Origin of the sequence: Streptomyces sp. NPDC007905 (assembly GCF_042959345.1) — a bacterium.
In the GTDB taxonomy this organism is placed as follows: Bacteria; Actinomycetota; Actinomycetes; order Streptomycetales; family Streptomycetaceae; genus Streptomyces.
The window spans coordinates 298,441-319,272 of record NZ_JBIBKS010000002.1 but is presented as its reverse complement, the minus strand read 5'-3'; the positions used below and the strand labels follow the sequence as shown (position 1 = coordinate 319,272).

Annotated in this window: 15 protein-coding genes and 2 pseudogenes; 11 read left to right on the top strand and 6 right to left on the bottom strand. The window is 70.2% G+C overall.

Translation table 11 applies throughout. The annotated features are described in order from the left end of the window. The 3 genes from ACFZDC_RS05165 to metG (ACFZDC_RS05155) all read left to right on the top strand — a co-directional run. Window positions 1-1,246: VWA domain-containing protein (locus tag ACFZDC_RS05165; protein ID WP_391320240.1), on the top strand; the 1,246-nt coding region annotated here is incomplete at its 5' end. 127 nt (window positions 1,247-1,373) lie between these two features. Then, on the top strand, window positions 1,374-3,089 hold the full coding sequence (gene metG / locus ACFZDC_RS05160) for a methionine--tRNA ligase (protein ID WP_391320238.1): 1,716 nt from the start codon (window positions 1,374-1,376) through the stop codon (window positions 3,087-3,089). A gap of 71 nt (window positions 3,090-3,160) precedes the next feature. Next, window positions 3,161-4,777, top strand: coding sequence for a methionine--tRNA ligase (metG, locus tag ACFZDC_RS05155; protein WP_391320236.1), 1,617 nt, complete (start codon window positions 3,161-3,163; stop codon window positions 4,775-4,777). Between the two features lie 83 nt (window positions 4,778-4,860). On the opposite strand, the pseudogene ACFZDC_RS05150 reads toward metG (ACFZDC_RS05155), so the two are convergent. Next, a pseudogene (locus ACFZDC_RS05150) lies at window positions 4,861-4,966 on the bottom strand (transcriptional regulator); the annotation flags it as partial. Between the two features lie 616 nt (window positions 4,967-5,582). Here ACFZDC_RS05150 and ACFZDC_RS05145 point away from each other — a divergent pair. Genes ACFZDC_RS05145 through ACFZDC_RS05135 form a run of 3 tightly spaced genes read left to right on the top strand, consistent with a single transcriptional unit; the run spans window position 5,583 to window position 7,697 of the window. Further along, a complete protein-coding gene (locus ACFZDC_RS05145; protein ID WP_391320706.1) occupies window positions 5,583-6,491 on the top strand; it encodes a helix-turn-helix domain-containing protein in 909 nt (302 codons plus the stop codon). A 14-nt stretch (window positions 6,492-6,505) separates the two neighbouring features. Beyond that, window positions 6,506-7,390 (top strand): hypothetical protein, encoded by an 885-nt coding sequence (locus ACFZDC_RS05140; RefSeq protein ID WP_391320234.1) that lies wholly within the window; start codon window positions 6,506-6,508, stop codon window positions 7,388-7,390. A 55-nt stretch (window positions 7,391-7,445) separates the two neighbouring features. Then, entirely contained in the window at window positions 7,446-7,697 is a 252-nt protein-coding gene (locus ACFZDC_RS05135) for a hypothetical protein (RefSeq protein WP_391320232.1), read from the top strand. Between the two features lie 29 nt (window positions 7,698-7,726). Here the strand turns inward: ACFZDC_RS05135 and ACFZDC_RS05130 are convergent, their stop codons facing one another. Further along, entirely contained in the window at window positions 7,727-7,981 is a 255-nt protein-coding gene (locus tag ACFZDC_RS05130) for a hypothetical protein (protein WP_391320230.1), read from the bottom strand. Window positions 7,982-8,305: 324 nt separating this feature from the next. Between ACFZDC_RS05130 and ACFZDC_RS05125 the strand changes: the two genes are divergently transcribed. Next, window positions 8,306-9,001, top strand: coding sequence for a nucleotidyl transferase AbiEii/AbiGii toxin family protein (locus ACFZDC_RS05125; RefSeq protein WP_391320704.1), 696 nt, complete (start codon window positions 8,306-8,308; stop codon window positions 8,999-9,001). Between the two features lie 89 nt (window positions 9,002-9,090). Continuing rightward, window positions 9,091-12,216 (top strand): FG-GAP-like repeat-containing protein, encoded by a 3,126-nt coding sequence (locus ACFZDC_RS05120; RefSeq protein ID WP_391320229.1) that lies wholly within the window; start codon window positions 9,091-9,093, stop codon window positions 12,214-12,216. 72 nt (window positions 12,217-12,288) lie between these two features. Here the strand turns inward: ACFZDC_RS05120 and aspS are convergent, their stop codons facing one another. Beyond that, on the bottom strand, window positions 12,289-14,052 hold the full coding sequence (gene aspS, locus ACFZDC_RS05115) for an aspartate--tRNA ligase (RefSeq protein ID WP_391320227.1): 1,764 nt from the start codon (window positions 14,050-14,052) through the stop codon (window positions 12,289-12,291). Window positions 14,053-14,292: 240 nt separating this feature from the next. Here aspS and ACFZDC_RS05110 point away from each other — a divergent pair. Beyond that, window positions 14,293-14,638, top strand: a pseudogene (locus tag ACFZDC_RS05110) (phosphatase); the annotation flags it as partial. Here the strand turns inward: ACFZDC_RS05110 and ACFZDC_RS05105 are convergent. The 3 genes from ACFZDC_RS05105 to ACFZDC_RS05095 all read right to left on the bottom strand — a co-directional run bounded on the left by ACFZDC_RS05105 (window position 14,608) and on the right by ACFZDC_RS05095 (window position 17,344). Continuing rightward, complete coding sequence (locus tag ACFZDC_RS05105) at window positions 14,608-15,654, bottom strand: AI-2E family transporter (protein ID WP_391320225.1); 1,047 nt, start codon at window positions 15,652-15,654, stop codon at window positions 14,608-14,610. The pseudogene ACFZDC_RS05110 and the gene ACFZDC_RS05105 sit on opposite strands and share 31 nt — an antisense overlap. A 136-nt stretch (window positions 15,655-15,790) precedes the next feature. Beyond that, complete coding sequence (locus ACFZDC_RS05100) at window positions 15,791-16,768, bottom strand: pirin family protein (protein WP_391320223.1); 978 nt, start codon at window positions 16,766-16,768, stop codon at window positions 15,791-15,793. 111 nt (window positions 16,769-16,879) lie between these two features. Continuing rightward, complete coding sequence (locus tag ACFZDC_RS05095) at window positions 16,880-17,344, bottom strand: SseB family protein (protein WP_391320222.1); 465 nt, start codon at window positions 17,342-17,344, stop codon at window positions 16,880-16,882. Window positions 17,345-17,487: 143 nt separating this feature from the next. On the opposite strand from ACFZDC_RS05095, the gene ACFZDC_RS05090 reads away from it, so the two are divergent. Together ACFZDC_RS05090 and ACFZDC_RS05085 are read left to right on the top strand one after the other, a co-directional pair. After that, window positions 17,488-19,314, top strand: coding sequence for an acyl-CoA dehydrogenase C-terminal domain-containing protein (locus tag ACFZDC_RS05090; RefSeq protein WP_391320220.1), 1,827 nt, complete (start codon window positions 17,488-17,490; stop codon window positions 19,312-19,314). A 105-nt stretch (window positions 19,315-19,419) separates the two neighbouring features. Then, a complete protein-coding gene (locus tag ACFZDC_RS05085) occupies window positions 19,420-20,718 on the top strand; it encodes a M18 family aminopeptidase (RefSeq protein WP_391320218.1) in 1,299 nt (432 codons plus the stop codon). The last annotated feature ends 114 nt before the right edge of the window (window positions 20,719-20,832 follow it).

Below are 20,832 nucleotides of genomic sequence, written 5' to 3'. Positions count from 1 at the left end.
CGCCGAGCCGGAAGCAGAGCCCAAGCCGGAGGCAGAGGCGAAGGCCGAGCCGGAAGCAGAGCCCAAGCCGGAGGCAGAGGCGAAGGCCGAGCCGGAAGCAGAGCCCAAGCCGGAGGCAGAGGCGAAGGCCGAGCCGGAGGCGAGGGCGGAGCCTCAGCCCGAACCGGTGGCGGAGGCGCGGCCGGAACCCGAGCCGGTCAGCGAGCCGGAGCCGGCGGCAGCCGAGGCGCACGAGCCGCAAGCCGCCGACGGCGAGGACACCCCACAGGGGCCACTCGCAGCCGACAACGAAAGCCGCACGGGTGGTGCGGGTGGGAACAAAACCGCCGAAGGCGAAGCCGAGGCGCGGCCGGAACCCGAACCGGCAGCACAGGCCGAACTGACGGCAGAGGCCGAGCCGACGGCGAAGACCGAAACCAAGAAGGCCCCCAAGCCCACGGCGGAGCCGAAGGTGAAGGGGAAGGCCGGCACCAAGACGACGGCCAAGCCCACCGCGGAGCCGAAGACGACCGCCAAGCCCACCGCGGAGCCGAAGACGGCCCCCGAACCCACGGCGGAGCCGCCCGCACAGCCCGCCGACCCCGCAACCCCCCTCACCCAGGTGAAGTCCCGCACCCCCTCCCTCACCACCGCCTACAAGGCAGCCACCACCACCCTCAAGAAGACGAACCTCACCGGCACCCGAGCGAAGCTCTACCTCGTCCTCGACCGCTCCGCCAGCATGCGCCCGTACTACAAGGACGGCTCCGCCCAGGCCCTCGCCGACCAGACCCTCGCCCTCGCGGCCCACCTCGACCCCGAGGCCGCGGTCCACGTCGTCTTCTTCTCCACGGAGGTCGACGGCACCACCGACCTCACCCTCACCGCGGACCACGAGACCAAGATCGACGACGTCCACGCCTCCCTCGGCCGCATGGGCCGTACCAGCTACCACGCCGCCGTGGAAGCCGTACTCGCCCACTACGAGAAGAACGCGGACCCCACCACCCCCGCCCTGGTGATCTTCCAGACGGACGGCGCCCCGGACGCGAAGACCCCCGCCACGCAGTCCCTCACCGAAGCGGCCAAGAACCACCCCTCCGTGTTCTTCTCCTTCGTCGCCTTCGGCGATCAGGACAACAAGGCCTTCGACTACCTCCGCAAACTGAAGACCGACAACACGTCCTTCTTCCACGCGGGCCCGACCCCGCGCGAGCTCACGGACACGGAGCTGTACGAGGGCGTACTGGAGAACTGGCGCCCGTAACCCCACGTAACCCTCCGCAGCCCCCATGCCGCCCGCTTCTCACCCCGTAAAACGGGAAGCGGGCGGCATACACACGTCGGCTACGATTTCAAGGTTCATACACGTAGCGACCTGGGAGCAGCCCCCGATGGCTCGACACCTCATCACCAGCGCCCTTCCGTACATCAACGGGATCAAGCACCTGGGCAACATGGTGGGGTCCATGCTCCCGGCGGACGTGTACTCCCGGTACCTCCGCCAGCGCGGCCACGACGTCCTGTACATCTGCGCGACCGACGAGCACGGCACCCCCGCCGAGCTGGCCGCCAAGGAGCAGGGCCTCCCGGTCGACGAGTTCTGCGCCCAGGCGCACGACGCGCAGAAGGCGGTCTACGACGGCTTCGCACTTGCGTTCGACTACTTCGGTCGCAGCTCGAGCCCGGAGAACGTCGACATCACCCAGCACTTCGCCCGCAGGCTGAACGAGAACGGCTTCATCGAAGAGCGCGCGATCCGCCAGGTGTACTCACCCGCCGACGGCCGTTTCCTCCCGGACCGCTATGTCGAGGGCACCTGCCCCCACTGCGGCTACGACAAGGCCCGCGGCGACCAGTGCGAGAACTGCACCCGCGTCCTCGACCCCACGGACCTGATCAACCCCCGCTCGGCGATCTCGGGCTCCACGGACCTGGAGGTCCGCGAGACGAAGCACCTCTTCCTCCTGCAGTCCAGGCTGCAGCACGAGGTCGAGGAGTGGGTCTCCCGGCACGAGGAGGACTGGCCGCAGCTCGCCTCCTCCATCGCCCGCAAGTGGCTGAACGAGGGCCTGCACGACCGCGCGATCACCCGTGACCTGGACTGGGGCGTCCCGGTCCCGGCGGACACCTGGCCGGAGCTCGCGGCCGAGGGCAAGGTCTTCTACGTCTGGTTCGACGCCCCGATCGAGTACATCGGTGCGACGAAGGAGTGGTCGGACCAGGACCCGGAGAACCGGGACTGGAAGTCGTGGTGGTACGACGTGGACACCGAGGTCCGCTACACCGAGTTCATGGCCAAGGACAACGTCCCCTTCCACACGGTGATGTTCCCGGCCACCGAGCTGGGCGTGCGCGAACCGTGGAAGAAGGTCGACTACGTCAAGGCCTTCAACTGGCTGACGTACTACGGCGGCAAGTTCTCCACCTCGCAGAAGCGGGGCGTCTTCACCGACCAGGCCCTGGAGATCCTCCCGGCCGACTACTGGCGCTACTTCCTGATCGCCAACGCCCCGGAGTCCGACGACTCGTCCTTCACGTGGGAGCACTTCACCGCCACGGTCAACAAGGACCTCGCCGACACCCTCGGCAACTTCGTCAACCGCGTCCTGTCCTTCTCCCACAAGCGCTTCGGCGACGACGTGCCCGTCGGCGGCGAGCCGGGCGAGGCGGAGGCCCGCCTCGGCGAGGAGATCGCATCGCTCCTCGCCGAGTACGAGTCGCACATGGAGACCCTCCAGTTCCGCAAGGCGGCCGCCGCCCTGCGCGCCCTGTGGTCGGCCGGCAACTCCTACCTGGAGGAGAAGGCCCCCTGGCTGGAGATCAAGACCGACAAGGACGGCGCGGCCCTCACCCTCCGCACCGCGATGAACCTGATCCACCTCTACGCCGTGGTCTCCGAGCCGTTCATCCCGGCGACGGCGAAGACCATGCGGGAGGCGTTCTCCCTGGCGGACGACACCGCGGCCTGGGTCACCCAGGACGAGGCGAAGTCCCTCTCCTCCGTCCCGGCCGGCACCCCCTTCACCGTCCCGCCGGTCCTGTTCGCCAAGCTGACGGAAGAGGACCTGGAGGCCTACAAGGAGCGGTTCGGCGGCGAGCCGCAGTAGCCATGCCGGCGTCCGGTGCGGTGACGGGAACGCTGCCCGTGCCGGACGCCCCGCATCTACGCTTGCTGAGCATGCAGACCAGGGGACCCAGGTCCAAAGACGCGAAGTCGTTCTATGTGACGACCCCCATCTACTACGTCAACGACGCTCCTCACCTGGGCCACGCCTACACGACCGTTGCGGGCGACGTGCTCACCCGCTGGCACCGTCAGCGGGGCGAGAAGGTGTGGTACCTCACCGGCACGGACGAGCACGGTCAGAAGATCATGCGCACGGCCGAAGCGAACGGGGTCAGCCCCCAGGAGTGGGCCGACAAGCTCGTCACCGAGTCGTGGAGGCCTCTCTGGGAGCACCTGGAGATCGCGGACGACGACTTCATCCGCACGACGCAGAAGCGCCACACCGACCGCGTCCAGGAGTTCGTACAGGATTTGTACGACAAGGGCGAGATCTACAAGGGCGGCTACCAGGGCCCGTACTGCGTCGGCTGCGAGGAGTACAAGCTCCCGGGCGAGCTTCTCGACGGTGAAGGCGAATTCGCAGGCCAGAAGCTGTGCCCGATCCACAGGAAACCCGTGGAGATCCTCAGCGAGGAGAACTACTTCTTCCAGCTGAGCCAGTACGGCGCGAGGCTCCTCGCCCACTACGAGGCGAACCCCGGCTTCATCCAGCCCGAGTCGGCGCGCAACGAGGTGGTGAACTTCGTCCGCCGGGGCCTGCAGGACCTCTCCATCTCCCGCTCGACGTTCGACTGGGGCATCCCGATCCCCTGGGACGCCAAGCACGTGATCTACGTGTGGGTCGACGCGCTGCTGAACTACGCCACGGCGGTCGGCTACAACGAGAACCAGGAGAAGTTCGAGGCCACCTTCCCGGCCGACGTCCACCTGGTCGGCAAGGACATCCTCCGCTTCCACGCGGTGATCTGGCCGGCGATGCTGATGGCCCAGGGCCTGCCCCTGCCCGGCAGGATCGCCGCGAACGGCTGGCTGATGGTCGGCGGCGAGAAGATGTCGAAGTCGAATCTGACCGGCATCAAGCCGCAGGACCTGACCACGCACTTCGGCGTGGATGCTTACCGCTGGTACTTCCTGCGCGCCATCGCCTTCGGGCAGGACGGCTCCTTCTCCTGGGAGGACTTCTCCGCCCGGTACACCAGCGAGCTGGCGAACGACTACGGCAACCTCGCCTCCCGTGTGGCCGCGATGGTCGTCAAGTACTTCGGCGGCGCGCTGCCCCGGGCCACGGCCGACGGCGAGGCGGAGAGGGCCGTGCACGAGGGCCTCGCCAAGGCGGTGGCGGAGGCGGACCGCCGGATCGGCGACGAGCTGGACTTCCAGGGCGGCATCCTGGCCGTCTTCGACTTCGTCAGGCAGGTCAACGGCTACATCACGGAGCAGGAGCCGTGGAAAGTGGCCAAGGACGGGTCCGAGGAGGGCAAGGCCCGCCTGGCCACGATCCTCTACACGGCGGCGGATGCGCTCCGCGCGGTGGCCGTCCTCCTCAACCCGGTCATGCCCGACACCTCCCGGAAGCTCTGGGACTCCCTCGGCGCCCAGGCGACCCTGGGCGCCCTCGCAGACCAGCGGGTCCAGGAGGCGGGCGAGTGGGGCAAGCTCCCGGCGGGCTCCACGGTCACCAAGGGCGCGGTCCTCTTCCCACGCCTGGAGGAGAAACCGACCGCGTAGGGCGTACGCCTTGCGCACAGAGGCCCGGAAACGACGCGTGTCCCGGCTGCCAAAGTGCGTGTCGTTGTGGGGTCAGCGTTCCATGTCCCTCCAAGCATCTGCTCGATGAGGGCCCGGGACTCTCGGGGCGTGCGAGCGCGCCCGGACCATGCCATAGCGCAGTTCAAGGATCCTGAGCTGCTTCGGCTCTGGGGCGGCAGTTGAGGCTGCGGCGTGAGGCGAAGGGGCTGCGGGCCCACAACGCCGCCACCCACGGCCGGCTCCCCGGACGCGACGTCCGCCTTGCCCCCTGGCCCGCCGCGAAACCCTGCGCATCGAGGTCACGGACACCCGGTGACGACCTACCGCGCCGCCGTCCGCCTACCCCCGACGCCGAGTCCGGACGCGGCCTGCTCCTCATCGAGGCCCTCGCCGACCGCTGGGGCGTGAAGCTCGGACCGGTCCCCCGCAAGACCGTATGGGCGGAGCTCGACCTACCCCGCGCCTGACCTGCGAAGACGGCACACGCACCGGAGCACGACCGCGTGTGCTCCGGTGCCGTCGGCGGTCTTCCCCAAGGACCACGAGAGGGAAAGAAACCGCACCAAGCCCCACCCCTCCCGCCCACGGCGCACGCTCACTCCCGCGAGTGAACATCACCAACTGAGCTGGATTCGGCACCGGTTGTCTGCCCTACGCTCAGCGCAACACCGAGCGGCAAGCAGGACGGCTCGGCACGAAACAACCCCCAGACATGCAACGGCCCTCGCCGGGACTGGCATCCCAGTGCGAGGGCCTGACCACCAAGGAAGCCAACACCTTCCCGATGGACACCAAAAACACTAGCGCGCCCCCGCGCGCCCAGTCCCGTAACGGCGGCAAAAACCACCCGCACCGGCGCACTCAGCGCACGCACGCGGACGCGCACCCCGGCGGTGTCATCCACGACAACACCCGCCACACCACCCGCTTCACGGTGATCGGCAACCACCTCGCCCAGCACCCCGAGCTGTCGGGACTGGCCATCGGGCTGGCGGTGTACATCCAGTCGGTCCCCACGGGCGCCCCCGTCGACATCAAGACCCTCGCCGCCCGCTTCCCCGAGGGCACGACCCGGATCGCCGCCGCCCTGCGCGAGCTGGAGACCCACGGCTACCTGCGCCGCACCCGCGAACGCACCGCGAGCGGCCGGATCGTCACCCGCACCGTCTCCTGCAACCAGCCGGGCCGGCAGCGCGCCCGCGGCCACGAGACACCCGAAGCGGCCCCGCCCAAACACCCGGCCCACCGCGCGTCCACCGCCCCGCAGCAGAAACCCGCACGCCCCCGCGCCCTCCCCGCCGTACCGAAGCCCGCGTACACCTCCCCCGCCCTCCTCCAGACGGCCACCGAAGTCCTCGCCGGCCTGCGCCGCGCGGACCCCCGCCTGCTCCTCTCCGCCACGGACGCCGAACACCTCGCCCCCGGCGTCGCCGCCTGGCTTGAACGGGACCTCACCCCCACGGCCGTACGCCACGCCCTGACCAGCGACCTGCCACCGGAGCCCCTGCGCCGCCCGGCCGCCCTCCTGGCCCACCGCCTCACCGCGCAGCTCCCACCCCTGCCGCCGTTCCGTGCCCCCGAACCGCCTGCGCCAGTCCGGCACCCCCTCCGCAACTGCGACACCTGCGACCGCGGCTACCGAGGCCCCGACCCGCGCACCTGCGGTGACTGCCAGTCCCGCACACACCGCTGAGACCGAGGAACCGAATGGTCAGCTCACCCCACGAGGCGATGCACCGCATCTTCCAGCACGACACCCGGCTCTTCAGCCGTGTCTCGAAGGCCCTCGGATTCGACCTGCCCACCCCTGACAGCATCACGATCCTTCCCACGGACCTCACCGAAAGCAGCCCCGTGGAACGCCGGGTGGACACCCTTCTGCGCCTCGACAGCGCGGCACACGGCGCCTTCCTCCTCGCCATCGAGGCCCAGGGCAAGAAGGACCCGGCCAAACCCGCGAGCTGGGCGTACTACACCGCATACCTGTGGACCAAATACCGATTGCCCACGGCTCTCATGGTCGTGGTCCAGGACCGTTCCACCGCCGAGTGGGCTGAGCGACCGGTCGCCAGCGGGCCGCCCCAGTTGCCCACACTCGTCCTCAAGCCACTCGTGGCGGGTCCGCACAACATGCCCGTGATCACCGACCCGGCCGAGGCCCGCGACGACCTCGCGCTGGCCGCCCTCGCCGCCATCACACACGCGGATGATCGGGACATCGGTGCCATACTGAAAGCCCTGTCCACCGCTCTGCGGGGTGTTCCCGAGGACATCGCCGACCCGATCATCGAATTCACCGCACAGGGCCTGGCCAAGCGCCCGGCCAAGCACATCTGGAGGAAACTGGTGGCCGTGGACCTCTCCTTCTACAAGTCGTACATCTCGGAAGAGATCCGGGACGAAGGCCGAGCCGAGGGCGCGGTACGACGCGCCGCCGAGGACGTCCTGGACATCCTGGAAGTGCGCGGCATCGATATCCCCGAAGCGGTCCGGGAACGCATCACCGGCTGCGGCGACCCCGAGATCCTGCGCCACTGGCACCGGCGTGCCGTCACAGCCCCGACGGCCGAAGACGTCTTCACGGATGAATAGCCTCAAAATATGACAGAGAGGCCGACCCGGTACCCGGGCCTCCGGAGGTAGGACGGTGAACGGCGAGAGCTGGCGGGAGCGCAGGCGCGCGCTCCTGAGAGAGGACCCGGCGGCTGTCGAGAGGGTCGCACGTCTTCTCATCGAGCTGGGCACAGAGGAACGCGACGACGCGGAGATCGAGGCCGAACACAGGGCGGTCTTCCTCGCCGCGACACACGAGTACCGCGCGGCTCTCGCCGTCGTCGTCCCGGATCAGCTGAACGAGATGCAGACCATGAAGGCAGTACGCGGCCGAGCTGGAAACTGAGAGCGCTGTCCCTGGAAGACCTCGACCGCCTACTCCGGCCGCACCACGAACATCGTCACCCGTCGCATCCGCACGCCCGTGCCACGCGGCTCCAGATCTCCCGTCACCGCCACCTCCAGCCCACGTCGCCAGGCATCGGCGGCCTTGCCGACGTCCTCGGGCCGCAGCTCCACCCGCACACGCCGCTGACGCGGCGTGACCTCGTGGACGAAGGAGCCGTAGATCGTCGCCTCGCGAGGGTCCACATCCCGGTGCAGGTTCGTCACCACCCCGGTCAACACCACCCCCCTCTTCCCGGCCCAGCCGCTCCCGCAGGTCCTTCGCCACCGCCTCCAGCGCCTCGACGTGCCGGTGGGAGATGGCGATCGGCGGTGAGGGCTGCTCCATCGGCATCTCCGACGACCAGGCGAACGCCAGCGAGAAGTCGCGGCGCTCCTCACCCGCGATCCTCACCATTGACTCGCAGAGGTTGGCGGACAGGCCGGCGCGCGTCAGGTGCTCGAAGTGCGGCACGGAGTCCCGAGATCCGGGAATCACCCTCGGCCTGAGTGAATGCCCGAGCGGGGTGCGCAGGTGCCCCGCCCGTGTTCTGGCAGAGTACGGATGCCGTGAACCTCCCCGAACCCCACCGACGGCTCCTCGCGGACGTCGTCACCGCCGGCGGCCCGTACGTCCTCGTCCTCGCCGGCGGCTACGCCCTCCAGGCCCATGGTCTGCTCGAACGCCCCCACGCGAACGTCGACTTCGCCACCGAGAGCGCCGAGGCCATGGACCGGATCGCCGGTGCCGTCGGTGCCGCCCTGGAGGCGCGGGGGCGGCCGGTGCGGGCCGGGACCGGTACCGCGCTCACGGCCGAGCTGACGGTCACGGACCCGCCGAGTGGGGAGCCGGTCGCGCTGGTACTGCACAAGGAGGCGTTCTGGCAGCCTCCCGAGCTGACCACGTACGGCCCCACCCTGTCCCTCGAGGACGCCGTCGGCACGAAGATCCGGGCCCTGTACGACCGTGGCGCGGCCGTCGACCTCATCGACGCGCAGACCGCGGCGACCCGCTTCTCCCTGCCGGACCTGGAGGAACTGGGCCGCCGGCACGCCCACGACCCCTTCGACCTGCCCACCCTCCAGTCCCGGCTGACCGGCACGGACTTCTACTCCGACCTGGAGTTCCTGCGCTACGGCCTGGCGGAACCGCAGATCACCGCCCTGCGCGCCTGGGCCCAGCACTGGTCCGACGACATCGCCGAACGGCTGCTGGAGGAGGGCGCCTCCCCGGACGAGGAGCCCGATCCCGACGCCGAGGAGTGAGGGTCACCCGCTCCACAAGGGCGGTAAAAGGGCTGGTAAAGTCCGCTCACTTGGCGAGGGCGGGTGCCCTCGCGGGGAGGGAACAGCACGTGGGCAGACACGCCCCGAGACGGCGCGGCCTGGCCGCGGCCGTCTCCTCGTTCGCGGTCGCCGTGGCGGCCGCCTCCGTCGCCGTCCTTCAGGAGAGCGGCGCCTCGGCCGATCCGGCCACCCCGGCGGCAGGCACCGCCGAGATCACACTGACCGACCCCGGTTCCACACGTCCGCGCACCGACCGGCCGCTCGTCGCCGGCCCCAGCGGATTCCTGCACCGGCAGAGCGGGATCTCCGGGCTGCTGTGGACGGACTACTCCGACGGTGCCACCACGGTCATGAGCACCGCGGACGGCGCCTACGCGCCCCAGGGCTCGTGCGAGAACCTGGGTTCGACGACCTGCCCGCAGGCTTGGTACGGCTCGGACGGCGACCTGGTCGCGCTGCCGTCGGCCGCCTCGGACAAGGCCGTCACGCTCTGGGACCCGGCGACCCGGACGACGTCGTCCTTCACGTCCGCCACGGCCTACCGGGGACTCGCCGGGAAGACCGTCGTCACCGAGCGCTCGCTGATCGACCGGGTGGACGGCTCGTGGCGCACCCGGGCGATCTCGCCGTCCTGGCTGCGCGTCAACTCCGGCGCGATCAGGAACGCCGACGCGCACGGCGCGCTGGTCCAGGTGGGCACGGACCTGTACTACCTGGACGCCGACTCGGCCGTCGCCACCGAGGCGTTCAGCGCCGTGGGCGCCCGCCCGGTCACCGTCCAGAGCGCCGACCGGACCGGCTGGTACGACTCCGCATCCGGTGACCTGCACCTGAAGCCGCGCACGGATCCGGGCGGTGCCGAGCAGGTCATCGACCTGCCGCCCGCCGGCTCCCTGCTGGACGGCGATCCGGTCCTCCTCGGCGACCGGCTGCTGCTGCCCGTGCACACCGGCACCGGCACCAGCGAGCTGACCGCCGTGTCGCTCGCGGACGGCTCGTCGCACACCCTGCTCGCCCAGGCCGGCAAGTACGCGGTCCACGCCTCCGGGGACGGCGCCCTGGTCACCGGCGGCACCTCCGCCACCGACTGGTGGGCCCAGCGGGTGAGCCAGGCCGCCGACAGCTCGCCGACCCTGGAGAAGGCGGCGCAGGTCCCCGCCCTGGAGAACGCCAAGACGGGCCTGGCGCTCAGCCGGGGCAGCCTGCGCGTCGCCGAGGACGACCCGAGCGGCGTCCAGGACACCACCTCGGTGCGCACGCTCACCACGAACGGCGACTCCGAGCTGTCCGCGTCCGAGGCGAAGCCCGGTGACAAGGTCGGCCCCGTGTGCCCGTACGCGGGCGCCCAGTGCTCGATGCTGTGGGGCAACAGCGGCACCGATCCCGAGGACGTCTTCCTCGGCACGTACTACGACGGCGGCGAGGGCGGTAGCGGCCTGGAGCACGCGGACCGGCTGGTCGCCATCGGCGACGAATGGTCCAGCAGCTATCTGGAGTTCCACACCGAGGGCGGCTCGATCGTCGACGTCTCCGACGGCTACGCGGTCTACAACTCCGGCGGCTCCTCCCCGGCGCAGTACGTCGGCGAGTTCGGGCAGGGGCAGAAGCTGAAGCGGTCCGTGCGCGCCGCCGCGCTGAACGGCTCGACGCTGTGGAGCGCCACCACCGGCGCCGGCAAGCTCACCTCGTACAGCCTCACCGCGAACCGGACCCTGGCCACGGTCACCGTGCCGGGCCTCGGCTGTGTGCCGGGCGAGCTGCAGGCGGCGGGCCGCTGGGTGTACTGGGCGTGCGGCGACGGCTCGGCCGGCGTGTACGACACCAGGGCCGGTACGTCCCGCGCGGTGACCGGCGGTGACGTGCTGCTCGGTGACGGCTTCACCGTCCGCCACGACCACGCCGCCGGCACCCTGGTGCTGACCGACGCGGCCACCGGTGCCGACCGGGTGGTCGCCTCCTCCGTCCAGGACACCGGCCTCGCCGTGGACCGCCGCTTCAAGTGGACCGTGGACGAGTACACCGGTCTGGTCGCGTGGACCGACCTGTACGAGCGGACGCACCTCGCCACCACCGGTATCGCCCCGTCGGCCGTGACGTCCTTCGAGACGGAGGCGGAGAGCTATGTGGAGCCGGGTTCGCAGGCCCACTGGACCCAGGTGCTGCTGTCCCGTCCGGTGACGTCGTGGTCGCTGACCTTCACCTCCGTGCAGAGCGGCGCCACGGGCAGGGCCACCCGCGCCTTCACCGGGGACGCGGCCTCCTCGCAGGTGTCGGTGAACTGGAACGGCAGGACGGCGAACGGCACCCCGTTCCCGAACGGTCTGTACACCTGGTCCCTCAAGGCGACCGGCCTCGGCACGACCACCCCGGTCACCGTGGCCTCCGGTGAGGGCTTCCTGACCCGCGGGTCGGCCGTGCGCCACGACTTCGGCAGCGTGGACGGACCGGACGGCCGGGGCGACCTGCTCACGCTGAACTCCTCCGGCGGCCTCACCTACCAGTACGGCACCGGCACGGGGAAGTTCGGCGACAAGGTCACCGGAACCGGCTGGGCCACCAGCGTCAAGGCGGTGCCGTTCGGCGACCTGAGCGGTGACCGCTGCAACGATGTCCTCGTCCGGCTGAGCAGCGGGACCCTGCGCCTGTACAAGCCGGGCTGCGGCAGGGCGGTCACCCCGAAGACGTCGTACACCACCCTCGCGAGCAGCGGCTGGACCCAGTACGACGTGCTGACCTCGCCCGGCGACGTGACCGGCGACGGCCGCCCGGATCTGGTCACTCGCGCCGCCTCCACCGGCATCGTCTACCTCCACAAGGGCCAAAGCGACGGCAAGCTGGCGGCCCGCGTGAAGCTGTACGACGACTGGAAGGGCTACAAGAAGGTCATCGGCGCCGGCGACCTGAACGGCGACGGCATCGGCGACCTCCTCGCCCAGGACAAGGCCAACGCCCTCTACCGGTACGACGGCAAGGGCAACGGCACCTTCGCGGCCCGCGTGAAGCTGTTCACCGACTGGGGTGCCTCGTACAACGCGGTCGTCGGCGTCGGCGACCTCACCGACGATGGCAAGGCCGACCTGGTCTCCCGCGACACCGGGGGCAACGTCTACCGCAACAGCGGCGACGGCAAGGGCTCCTTCGGCGCCCGCACGAGGATCGCGACGGGCTGGGGCGGCTACAAGACCCTGTCCTGAGCCTCGGGCGGAAGGGCAGGCGGAAGGGCTCGGAACCGGCACCGGTTCCGAGCCCTCACCGTTGCTCGTGGCCTACTTCGGCTGCGGCTTCCGGATGGACAGGTGCAGCTCCCTGAGCCGGGACTCGTCCAGCTCGGTGGGCGCGCCCATCATCAGGTCCTGGGCGTTGCCGTTGAGCGGGAAGGCGATCGTCTCGCGGATGTTGGGCTCGTCCGCGAGGAGCATGACGATACGGTCCACGCCAGGGGCGATGCCGCCGTGCGGCGGGGCGCCGAAGCGGAACGCGCGGAGCATGCCCGCGAACTTCTCCTCGACGGTCTCACGGTCGTAGCCCGCGATCTCGAAGGCCTTGAGCATGATCTCCGGCTCGTGGTTCCGGATCGCGCCGGAGGACAGTTCGACGCCGTTGCAGACGATGTCGTACTGCCAGCCGAGGATGTCCAGCGGGTCCTGGGTCTGAAGGGCCTCCAGGCCGCCCTGCGGCATCGAGAAGGGGTTGTGGGAGAAGTCGATCCCGCCGGTCTCCTCGTCCTTCTCGTACATCGGGAAGTCGACGATCCAGCAGAAGCGGAAGACACCCTCCTCGAAGTGGCCGGCACGCTTGGCGGCCTCCACCCGGACGGCGCCCATGATCTTGGAGACCTCGTCGTACTCGCCCGCGCCGAAGAAGACGGCGTGGCCGGGGGCCAGGGCGAGCCGCTTGGTCAGCTCCGCGACGTTCGCCTCGGTCAGGAACTTCGCGATCGGGCCGGAGAGCGAGCCGTCCTCGGCCACGCGCACCCAGGCCAGGCCCTTGGCGCCCTGCTCGACGGCGTACTCACCGAGCTGGTCGAAGAACTTGCGGGGCTGCCCGGAGACGTCGGGCACCGGCAGCGCGCGCACGTGCTTGCCCGCGAACGCCTTGAACTCCGAGCCCTCGAAGACGTCGGTGATGTCCACCAGCTCCAGCTTGGCGCGCAGGTCCGGCTTGTCGGAGCCGTACTTCAGCATCGCCTCGCGGAACGGGATGCGCGGGAAGGGGGAGGTGACGTGGCGGCCGTCGCCGAACTCCTCGAAGAGTTCGGTCATCAGCTTCTCGATCGGCTGGAAGACGTCCTCCTGCTCCACGAAGGACATCTCCACGTCGAGCTGGTAGAACTCGCCCGGCGAGCGGTCCGCGCGGGCGTCCTCGTCGCGGAAGCAGGGCGCGATCTGGAAGTAGCGGTCGAAGCCGGAGATCATCAGCAGCTGCTTGAACTGCTGCGGGGCCTGCGGCAGCGCGTAGAACTTGCCCGGGTGCACGCGGGAGGGGACGACGTAGTCGCGGGCGCCCTCGGGGGAGGTGGCGGACAGGATCGGCGTCGCCATCTCGTTGAAGCCCATCGCCGACATCTTCTGGCGCATGGCCGAGATGACCGCCGTACGCAGCATGATGTTGCGGTGCATGCGCTCGCGGCGCAGGTCCAGGAAGCGGTACTCCAGGCGCCGCTCCTCGTTGACCCCGTCCTCAGTGTTGATCGTGAACGGCAGCGGGGCGGCCGCGCCGAGCAGCTCGACCTCGGCGACCTCGACCTCGGTCTCACCGGTGGGCAGGTCGGGGTTCACGTTCTCGGTTCCACGTGAAACAACCCGGCCGTCGACGCGGACCGTGGACTCCTTGGAGATCTTGTCCAGGGCCTCGTACGCGGGCGTACCGGGACGGGCCACCAGCTGCGTGATGCCGTAGTGGTCGCGCAGATCGATGAAGAGGATGCCGCCCAGGTCGCGCCGATTGTGCAGCCAGCCACTCAGCCGGACGTCGGTGCCGACGTCAGAGGCGCGGAGCTGGCCGCAGGTGTGGGACCTGTACCGATGCATCGTCGTTCATCGTCCTTCGTGGTGGGGTGATCAGTGCCGGGGCTGCCGCCCCGGCGGGAGCCGGGCACGGGGCCCGGACCCATCAAGGGTACCGGGCACCCCAAGATCGGCTCCCCACCATTACCGCCGCTCACCCGGCACCCGCTCCAGTCCCTCACCGCCGTCTCCCCACGGTGGCACGAATCGATCACATCTTCTTGGGGTGGGGCAATGGCGAGCCCCTGCCGTCCGTCGGTGACGCTGCACGACCGGGGCTCGGCGGAGCAGGTGGACTCCGCGGTGCTGCTGGTCCCGGAGATGGTCACCAACGTCCTCGTCCACACCGACACCGACGCGCTGCTGCTCGCCGCGGTGGCCGGGGAGCCGGGCGGGCGCCGGCTGCGGTGGGAGGTCGCGGACGCCGGGGGCGGCCGGGGTGCCGGTGCGGCGCCGGATGCGCCTGGCCCGGCAGGCCGGGCGGGCCCGGGAGCGGCGCGCGGATGCGGTGATCGAGCTGCGCGCGGACGCGTGGGGGGTGGCCCCGCGGGGCCGGGGCAAGGGCATCTGGTTCGAGCTCTACGAGTCCGACGGTTCGGGTGCCCCGTAACGCGTACGCAGTTCCTGGACGACGCCGAAGGCGGCCGCGGTCAGCGGCACCGAGAGCAGCATGCCGAGAATGCCCGCGACGGAGGCCCCGGCGGTGATGGCCAGCATCACCACCGCCGGGTGCATCTGCACGGTCCGGCTCTGGATGGCCGGCTGCAGCACATGCCCCTCCAGCAGCTGCACCGCGACCACGACTCCGAGCGCCCACAGCGCGATGACGAAGCCGCGGTCGGCGAGGGCGACCAGTACGGCCACCGCGCCGGAGATGAAGGCACCGAGGTAGGGGATGTAGGCGCCGACGAAGACGAGCGCGCCGAGGCCGACCGCGCCGGGCACCTGGAGGACGAGCAGCCCGACGGTGATGCACAGGGCGTCGATGAGGGCGATGAGGGTGGTCCCGCGCATGAACCCCTCCACCGCCTCGAAGGCGCGCCGGGCGATGGCCTCCGCGGTGTCGGCGGCGCCCCCGGGCGCGACGGTCCTGAGGATCCCGACGGCGCGGTGGGAGTCGCGCAGGAAGAAGAAGACGAGCAGCAGCGCGAGCACGGCCATGGCGAGGGTCTCGCCCACCACGCTCACCCCGCTGATGACGTGGGAGGCCGCGGTGCCGCCGAATTCGCCGAGCAGCTTGCGGGAGTTGGCGGCGAGGTCGTCGAGGCCGGTGCCGGCGGCCCCGAAGTGCTGGGAGACGGCCTTGGCGGCCTGCCGGAGCGAGGCGATGATCTGGTCGCCGGTCTCGATGAGCGCGGCGACGACGATGTACACGGCACCACCCACGACGGCCACGACGGCGACACACGTCAGCCCGGCCGCGAGCGACCGCTGCACCCCCGCCGCCACCATCCGCCGGTACAACGGCCCCAGCAGCGCCGTCCCCAGCAGGGCGAGCAGCACCGGGACCACTGCCGTACGGAACGCCGAGCAGAGCCGCACCCCGACCCATCCGACCCCGGCGACGAGCAGCAGCACGACACACCAGGCGGCCAGGCGGCGGACGGGCTCGGGGAGCAGCGGCACGCTTCCAGCCGATCATGCGGGGGTACGGGTGTCCTGCCGCGAGCCCCCGGCCGGGTGAAGGGCTCCGCGCGCCGGGTCCCCGCAGACAGCCGCCCGGCCCGCACAGGCGGGCCGGGCGACGATCCGGACGGCTCGATCAGGCCTGCGGCCCGGTCTGCGTCATGCCGTGGACCGCGGGGATCGTGCCGAGGCGGCCCTTCTGGAAGTCCTCGAAGGCCTGCATCAGCTCGTCCTTGGTGTTCATGACGAACGGGCCGTAGTGGGCCATGGGTTCACGGATCGGCTGTCCCCCGAGGAGGACGACCTCGAGGTCCGGGGTGTGCGTGTCCTGCTTGTCGTCCGCGCGGACGGTCAGCGAGGAGCCGGCGCCGAACACGGCGGTCTGGCCCAGGTGGACCGGCCGGCGGTCGGTACCGACGCTGCCGCGGCCCGCGAGGACGTACGCGAGGCCGTTGAAGTCCTCGCGCCAGGGCAGCGTGATCTCGGCGCCCGGGGCGAGGGTCGCGTGGATCATCGTGATCGGCGTGTGGGTGATGCCGGGGCCCTGGTGGCCGTCCAGCTCGCCGGCGATGACGCGCAGCAGGGCGCCGCCGTCGGTGGTCGTCAGCAGCTGGACGTTGCCGCCACGGATGTCCTGGTAGCGCGGGGCCATCATCTTGTCCTTGGCCGGCAGGTTCACCCACAGCTGCAGCCCGTGGAACAAGCCGCCGGACATGACCAGGGACTCCGGCGGGGCCTCGATGTGCAGCAGGCCCGAGCCCGCGGTCATCCACTGGGTGTCGCCGTTGGTGATGGTGCCGCCACCGCCCTGCGAGTCCTGGTGGTCGAAGATCCCGTCGATGATGTACGTGACGGTCTCGAAGCCGCGGTGCGGGTGCCAGGGGGTGCCCTTGGGCTCGCCCGGCGCGTACTCCACCTCGCCCATCTGGTCCATCATGATGAACGGGTCGAGGTGGCGGTAGTCGATCCCGGCGAACGCCCGGCGCACCGGGAAGCCCTCGCCCTCGAAACCGCTCGGAGCGGTCGTGACGGCGAGCACGGGGCGTGCCACGGCGTCGGCGGGAGCGGTCACGCGGGGCAGCGTCAACGGGTTCTCGACGGTCACTGCAGGCATGGTGGGCCTCCTTGTGCGCTCAGTTTAGTTGAGCATTGAACTTTCTGCTACCCACAACAGAGAGAGCCCGGAGGGGATTCCCTCCGGGCTCTCACCGAGCTGGGTCACCGGTCAGCCGTACATCCGGCGCATCGCGAAGTCGACCATCTGCTCGACCGCCTTGGCGTCGAACACCATCCGGTGCTCGCCCTCCATGTCCAGGACGAAGCCGTAGCCGGTCGGCAGCAGGTCGATCACCTCGGCACCGGTGATCACGAAGTACTTGGACTCCTTGCCCGCGTACCGGCGCAGCTCCTTGAGCGAGGTGAACATCGGGATCACCGGCTGCTGGGTGTTGTGCAGGGCGAGGAAACCCGGGGTGTCACCGCGCGGACAGTACACCTTCGACGTGGCGAAGATCTGCTGGAAGTCCTCGGCGGACATCTGCCCGGTGGTGAAGGCGCGCACCGCGTCCGCGAGCGAGGGCGGGGACGGCTCGGGATACAGCGGCGGCTGCTGCCCGTAGCCGCCGGCCATCGGCTGCTGGGGTGCGGCGTACTGCTGCTGAGCACCGGCGTTCTGGTCGTAGCCGTACATGCCCAGAAGAGTACTCAGTCACAGATGACCGGATCGGGCTTGCTTCTTATTACCGACGGGTAGCATCATCGGAGCTACTTGTTGGTACCTGAACCAGATGCGAGGAGCCAGTGCCTCGCCGAGTCCTACACGGAGCCGTCACCATGGGGCACTACAAGTCCAATCTCCGCGACATCGAGTTCAATCTGTTCGAAGTGCTCGGCCGCGACAAGCTGTACGGCACCGGCCCCTTCGGGGAGATGGACACGGAGACCGCCAAGAGCGTCCTCGAGGAGCTGACCCGGCTCGCGGAGAACGAGCTGGCGGAGTCCTTCGCGGACGCCGACCGCAACCCGCCGGTCTTCGACCCCGAGACGAACACCGCACCGGTCCCGGCGTCCTTCAAGAAGAGCTACAAGGCCTTCATGGACTCCGAGTACTGGCGGCTGGGCCTGCCCGAGGAGATCGGCGGCACGACGGCCCCGCCGTCCCTGATCTGGTCGTACGCGGAGCTGATCCTCGGCTCGAACCCGGCCGTGTGGATGTACTCCTCCGGCCCGGCGTTCGCCGGGATCCTCTTCGACGAGGGCAACGAGGTCCAGAAGAAGATCGCGCAGATCGCCGTGGAGCGGACCTGGGGCTCCACCATGGTGCTCACCGAGCCCGACGCGGGCTCGGACGTCGGCGCCGGCCGCACCAAGGCGATCCAGCAGGAGGACGGCTCCTGGCACATCGAGGGCGTGAAGCGCTTCATCACCTCCGGTGAGCACGACATGGAGGAGAACATCCTCCACTACGTGCTGGCGCGTCCCGAGGGTGCCGGCCCCGGCACCAAGGGCCTGTCCCTCTTCCTCGTCCCGAAGTACCTCTTCGACTTCGAGACCGGCGAGCTGGGCGAGCGCAACGGCGTCTACGCCACCAACGTCGAGCACAAGATGGGCCTGAAGGCCTCCAACACCTGCGAGATGACCTTCGGCGACAAGCACCCCGCCAAGGGCTGGCTGATCGGCGACAAGCACGACGGCATCCGCCAGATGTTCCGGATCATCGAGTTCGCCCGCATGATGGTCGGCACGAAGGCGATCTCCACGCTGTCCACCGGCTACCTCAACGCCCTCGAGTACGCCAAGGAGCGCGTCCAGGGGCCGGACCTCGCGAACTTCATGGACAAGACCGCGCCCAAGGTCACCATCACGCACCACCCGGACGTCCGCCGCTCGCTGATCACGCAGAAGGCGTACGCGGAGGGCATGCGGGCCCTGGTGCTGTACACCGCCTCCATCCAGGACGCCATCGCCGTCAAGGAGGCGAACGGCGAGGACGCGAAGGCCGAGCACGCGCTGAACGACCTGCTCCTGCCGATCGTCAAGGGCTACGGCTCCGAGAAGGGCTACGAGCAGCTCGCCCAGTCGCTGCAGACCTTCGGCGGCTCCGGCTTCCTGCAGGAGTACCCGATCGAGCAGTACATCCGGGACGCCAAGATCGACACCCTGTACGAGGGCACCACGGCGATCCAGGGCCAGGACTTCTTCTTCCGGAAGATCGTCCGCAACCAGGGCGCCGCGCTGAACTCCCTCGCCGAGGACATCAAGAAGTTCCTGGCGCTGGGCACGGGCGGCGAGGAGCTGGCAGGCGCCCGCGAGCACCTCGCGAAGGCGGCCGTGGAGCTGGAGGCGATCGTCGGCCTGATGCTGACCGACCTCGCGGCCACCGAGCAGGACGTGAAGAACATCTACAAGGTGGGCCTGAACACCACCCGCCTGCTGCTGGCCTCCGGTGACGTGATCGTCGGCTACCTGCTGCTCAAGGGCGCCGCCATCGCCGCCGAGAAGCTGCAGACGGCCTCCTCCAAGGACAAGGCGTTCTACACCGGCAAGATCGCGGCGGCGAAGTTCTTCGCGGCCAACGTCCTGCCGGGCGTCACCCTGGCCCGCAAGGTCTCGGAGAACGTCGACCTCGACCTGATGGACCTGGACGAGGCCGCGTTCTAAGGGTTCCGCCTGTACCTGGCGGACCGGTTCCGCACCCACTGATTGCCGCCGTGGGCCCGCTCCCGTACCGGGGGCGGGCCCACGCACGTCGTTAAGGTAAGCCACATGAGCGCAGCAGCCCGCTTCGACCGCGGCCACACCGACGACCTGATGTCCTTCCTGGCGGCGAGCCCGTCGCCGTACCACGCCGTGGCGAACACCGCCGAGCGGCTGGAGAAGGCGGGCTTCAGGCAGGTCGCCGAGACGGACGCCTGGGACGGGTCGAGCGGCGGCAAGTTCGTGCTGCGCGGCGGGGCGATCGTCGCCTGGTACGTCCCCGAGGGCGCCGCCCCGCACACCCCCTTCCACATCGTCGGCGCCCACACCGACTCGCCCAACCTGCGCGTCAAGCCGCAGCCCGACAGCGGGGGGCACGGCTGGCGGCAGGTCGCCGTCGAGATCTACGGCGGCCCGCTGCTGAACTCCTGGCTCGACCGGGACCTGGGCCTGGCCGGCCGGCTGACCCTGCGCGACGGCTCCACGGCCCTGGTCAATGTGGACCGGCCCCTGCTGCGGGTGCCCCAGCTCGCCATCCACCTGGACCGTACGGTGACCTCGGACGGCCTCAAGCTCGACAAACAGCGCCATCTGCAGCCGGTGTGGGGTCTCGCCGACGACCTGCGCGACGGCGACCTGATCGCCTTCCTCGAGGCGGAAGCGGGCCTCGCGGCGGGCTCGGTGGCCGGCTGGGACCTGATGACGCACCCGGTGGAGCGGCCGGCGTACCTCGGCCGGGACCGCGAGCTGGTCGCCGGGCCCCGGATGGACAACCTGCTGTCGGTGCACGCGGGCGCGGCCGCCCTGGCCGCCGCCGCGACCTCCGGCGCCCCGCTCGGCCGCATCCCGGTGCTGGCCGCCTTCGACCACGAGGAGAACGGCTCGCAGTCGGACACCGGCGCGGACGGCCCGCTGCTCGGCACGGTGCTGGAGCGCTCGGTGTTCGCGCGCGGAGGGTCGTACGAGGACCGGGCCCGCTCCTTCGCCGGCACGGTCTGCCTGTCCTCCGACACGGGGCACGCCGTCCACCCCAACTACGCCGAGCGCCACGACCCGACGCACCACCCGCGGATCAACGGCGGCCCGATCCTCAAGGTCAACGTCAACAACCGCTATGCCACGGACGGTTCGGGCCGGGCGGTGTTCGCCGCCGCCTGCGAGAAGGCGGGCGTGCCGCTGCAGACGTTCGTCTCCAACAACTCCATGCCCTGCGGCACCACCATCGGCCCGATCACCGCTGCCCGGCACGGCATCCGGACCGTCGACATCGGTGTGGCGATCCTGTCGATGCACAGCGTGCGTGAACTGTGCGGCGCTCAGGACCCGTTCCTGCTGGCGAACGCGCTGACGGCGTTCCTGGAGGGCTGACTTCCGCCACGGCGGTCCCGTGCCCGCCCGACCGGCACCCACCTGGTGAGCGCCGGACGCGAGGACTGCGCCGACGTGCACTGAGCGCCCGTCAGGGGCCGCCCCGAGCATGTC

Bases quoted from the DNA above. Each gene is read 5' to 3' on its own strand.
- metG (WP_391320236.1), top strand. From the start codon at position 3,161: ATGCAGACCAGGGGACCCAGGTCCAAAGACGCGAAGTCGTTCTATGTG.
- aspS (WP_391320227.1), bottom strand. From the start codon at position 14,052: ATGCATCGGTACAGGTCCCACACCTGCGGCCAGCTCCGCGCCTCTGAC.
- ACFZDC_RS05095 (WP_391320222.1), bottom strand. From the start codon at position 17,344: ATGTACGGCTACGACCAGAACGCCGGTGCTCAGCAGCAGTACGCCGCA.
- ACFZDC_RS05140 (WP_391320234.1), top strand. From the start codon at position 6,506: ATGGTCAGCTCACCCCACGAGGCGATGCACCGCATCTTCCAGCACGAC.
- ACFZDC_RS05100 (WP_391320223.1), bottom strand. From the start codon at position 16,768: ATGCCTGCAGTGACCGTCGAGAACCCGTTGACGCTGCCCCGCGTGACC.
- metG (WP_391320238.1), top strand. From the start codon at position 1,374: ATGGCTCGACACCTCATCACCAGCGCCCTTCCGTACATCAACGGGATC.
- ACFZDC_RS05085 (WP_391320218.1), top strand. From the start codon at position 19,420: ATGAGCGCAGCAGCCCGCTTCGACCGCGGCCACACCGACGACCTGATG.
- ACFZDC_RS05145 (WP_391320706.1), top strand. From the start codon at position 5,583: ATGGACACCAAAAACACTAGCGCGCCCCCGCGCGCCCAGTCCCGTAAC.
- ACFZDC_RS05090 (WP_391320220.1), top strand. From the start codon at position 17,488: ATGGGGCACTACAAGTCCAATCTCCGCGACATCGAGTTCAATCTGTTC.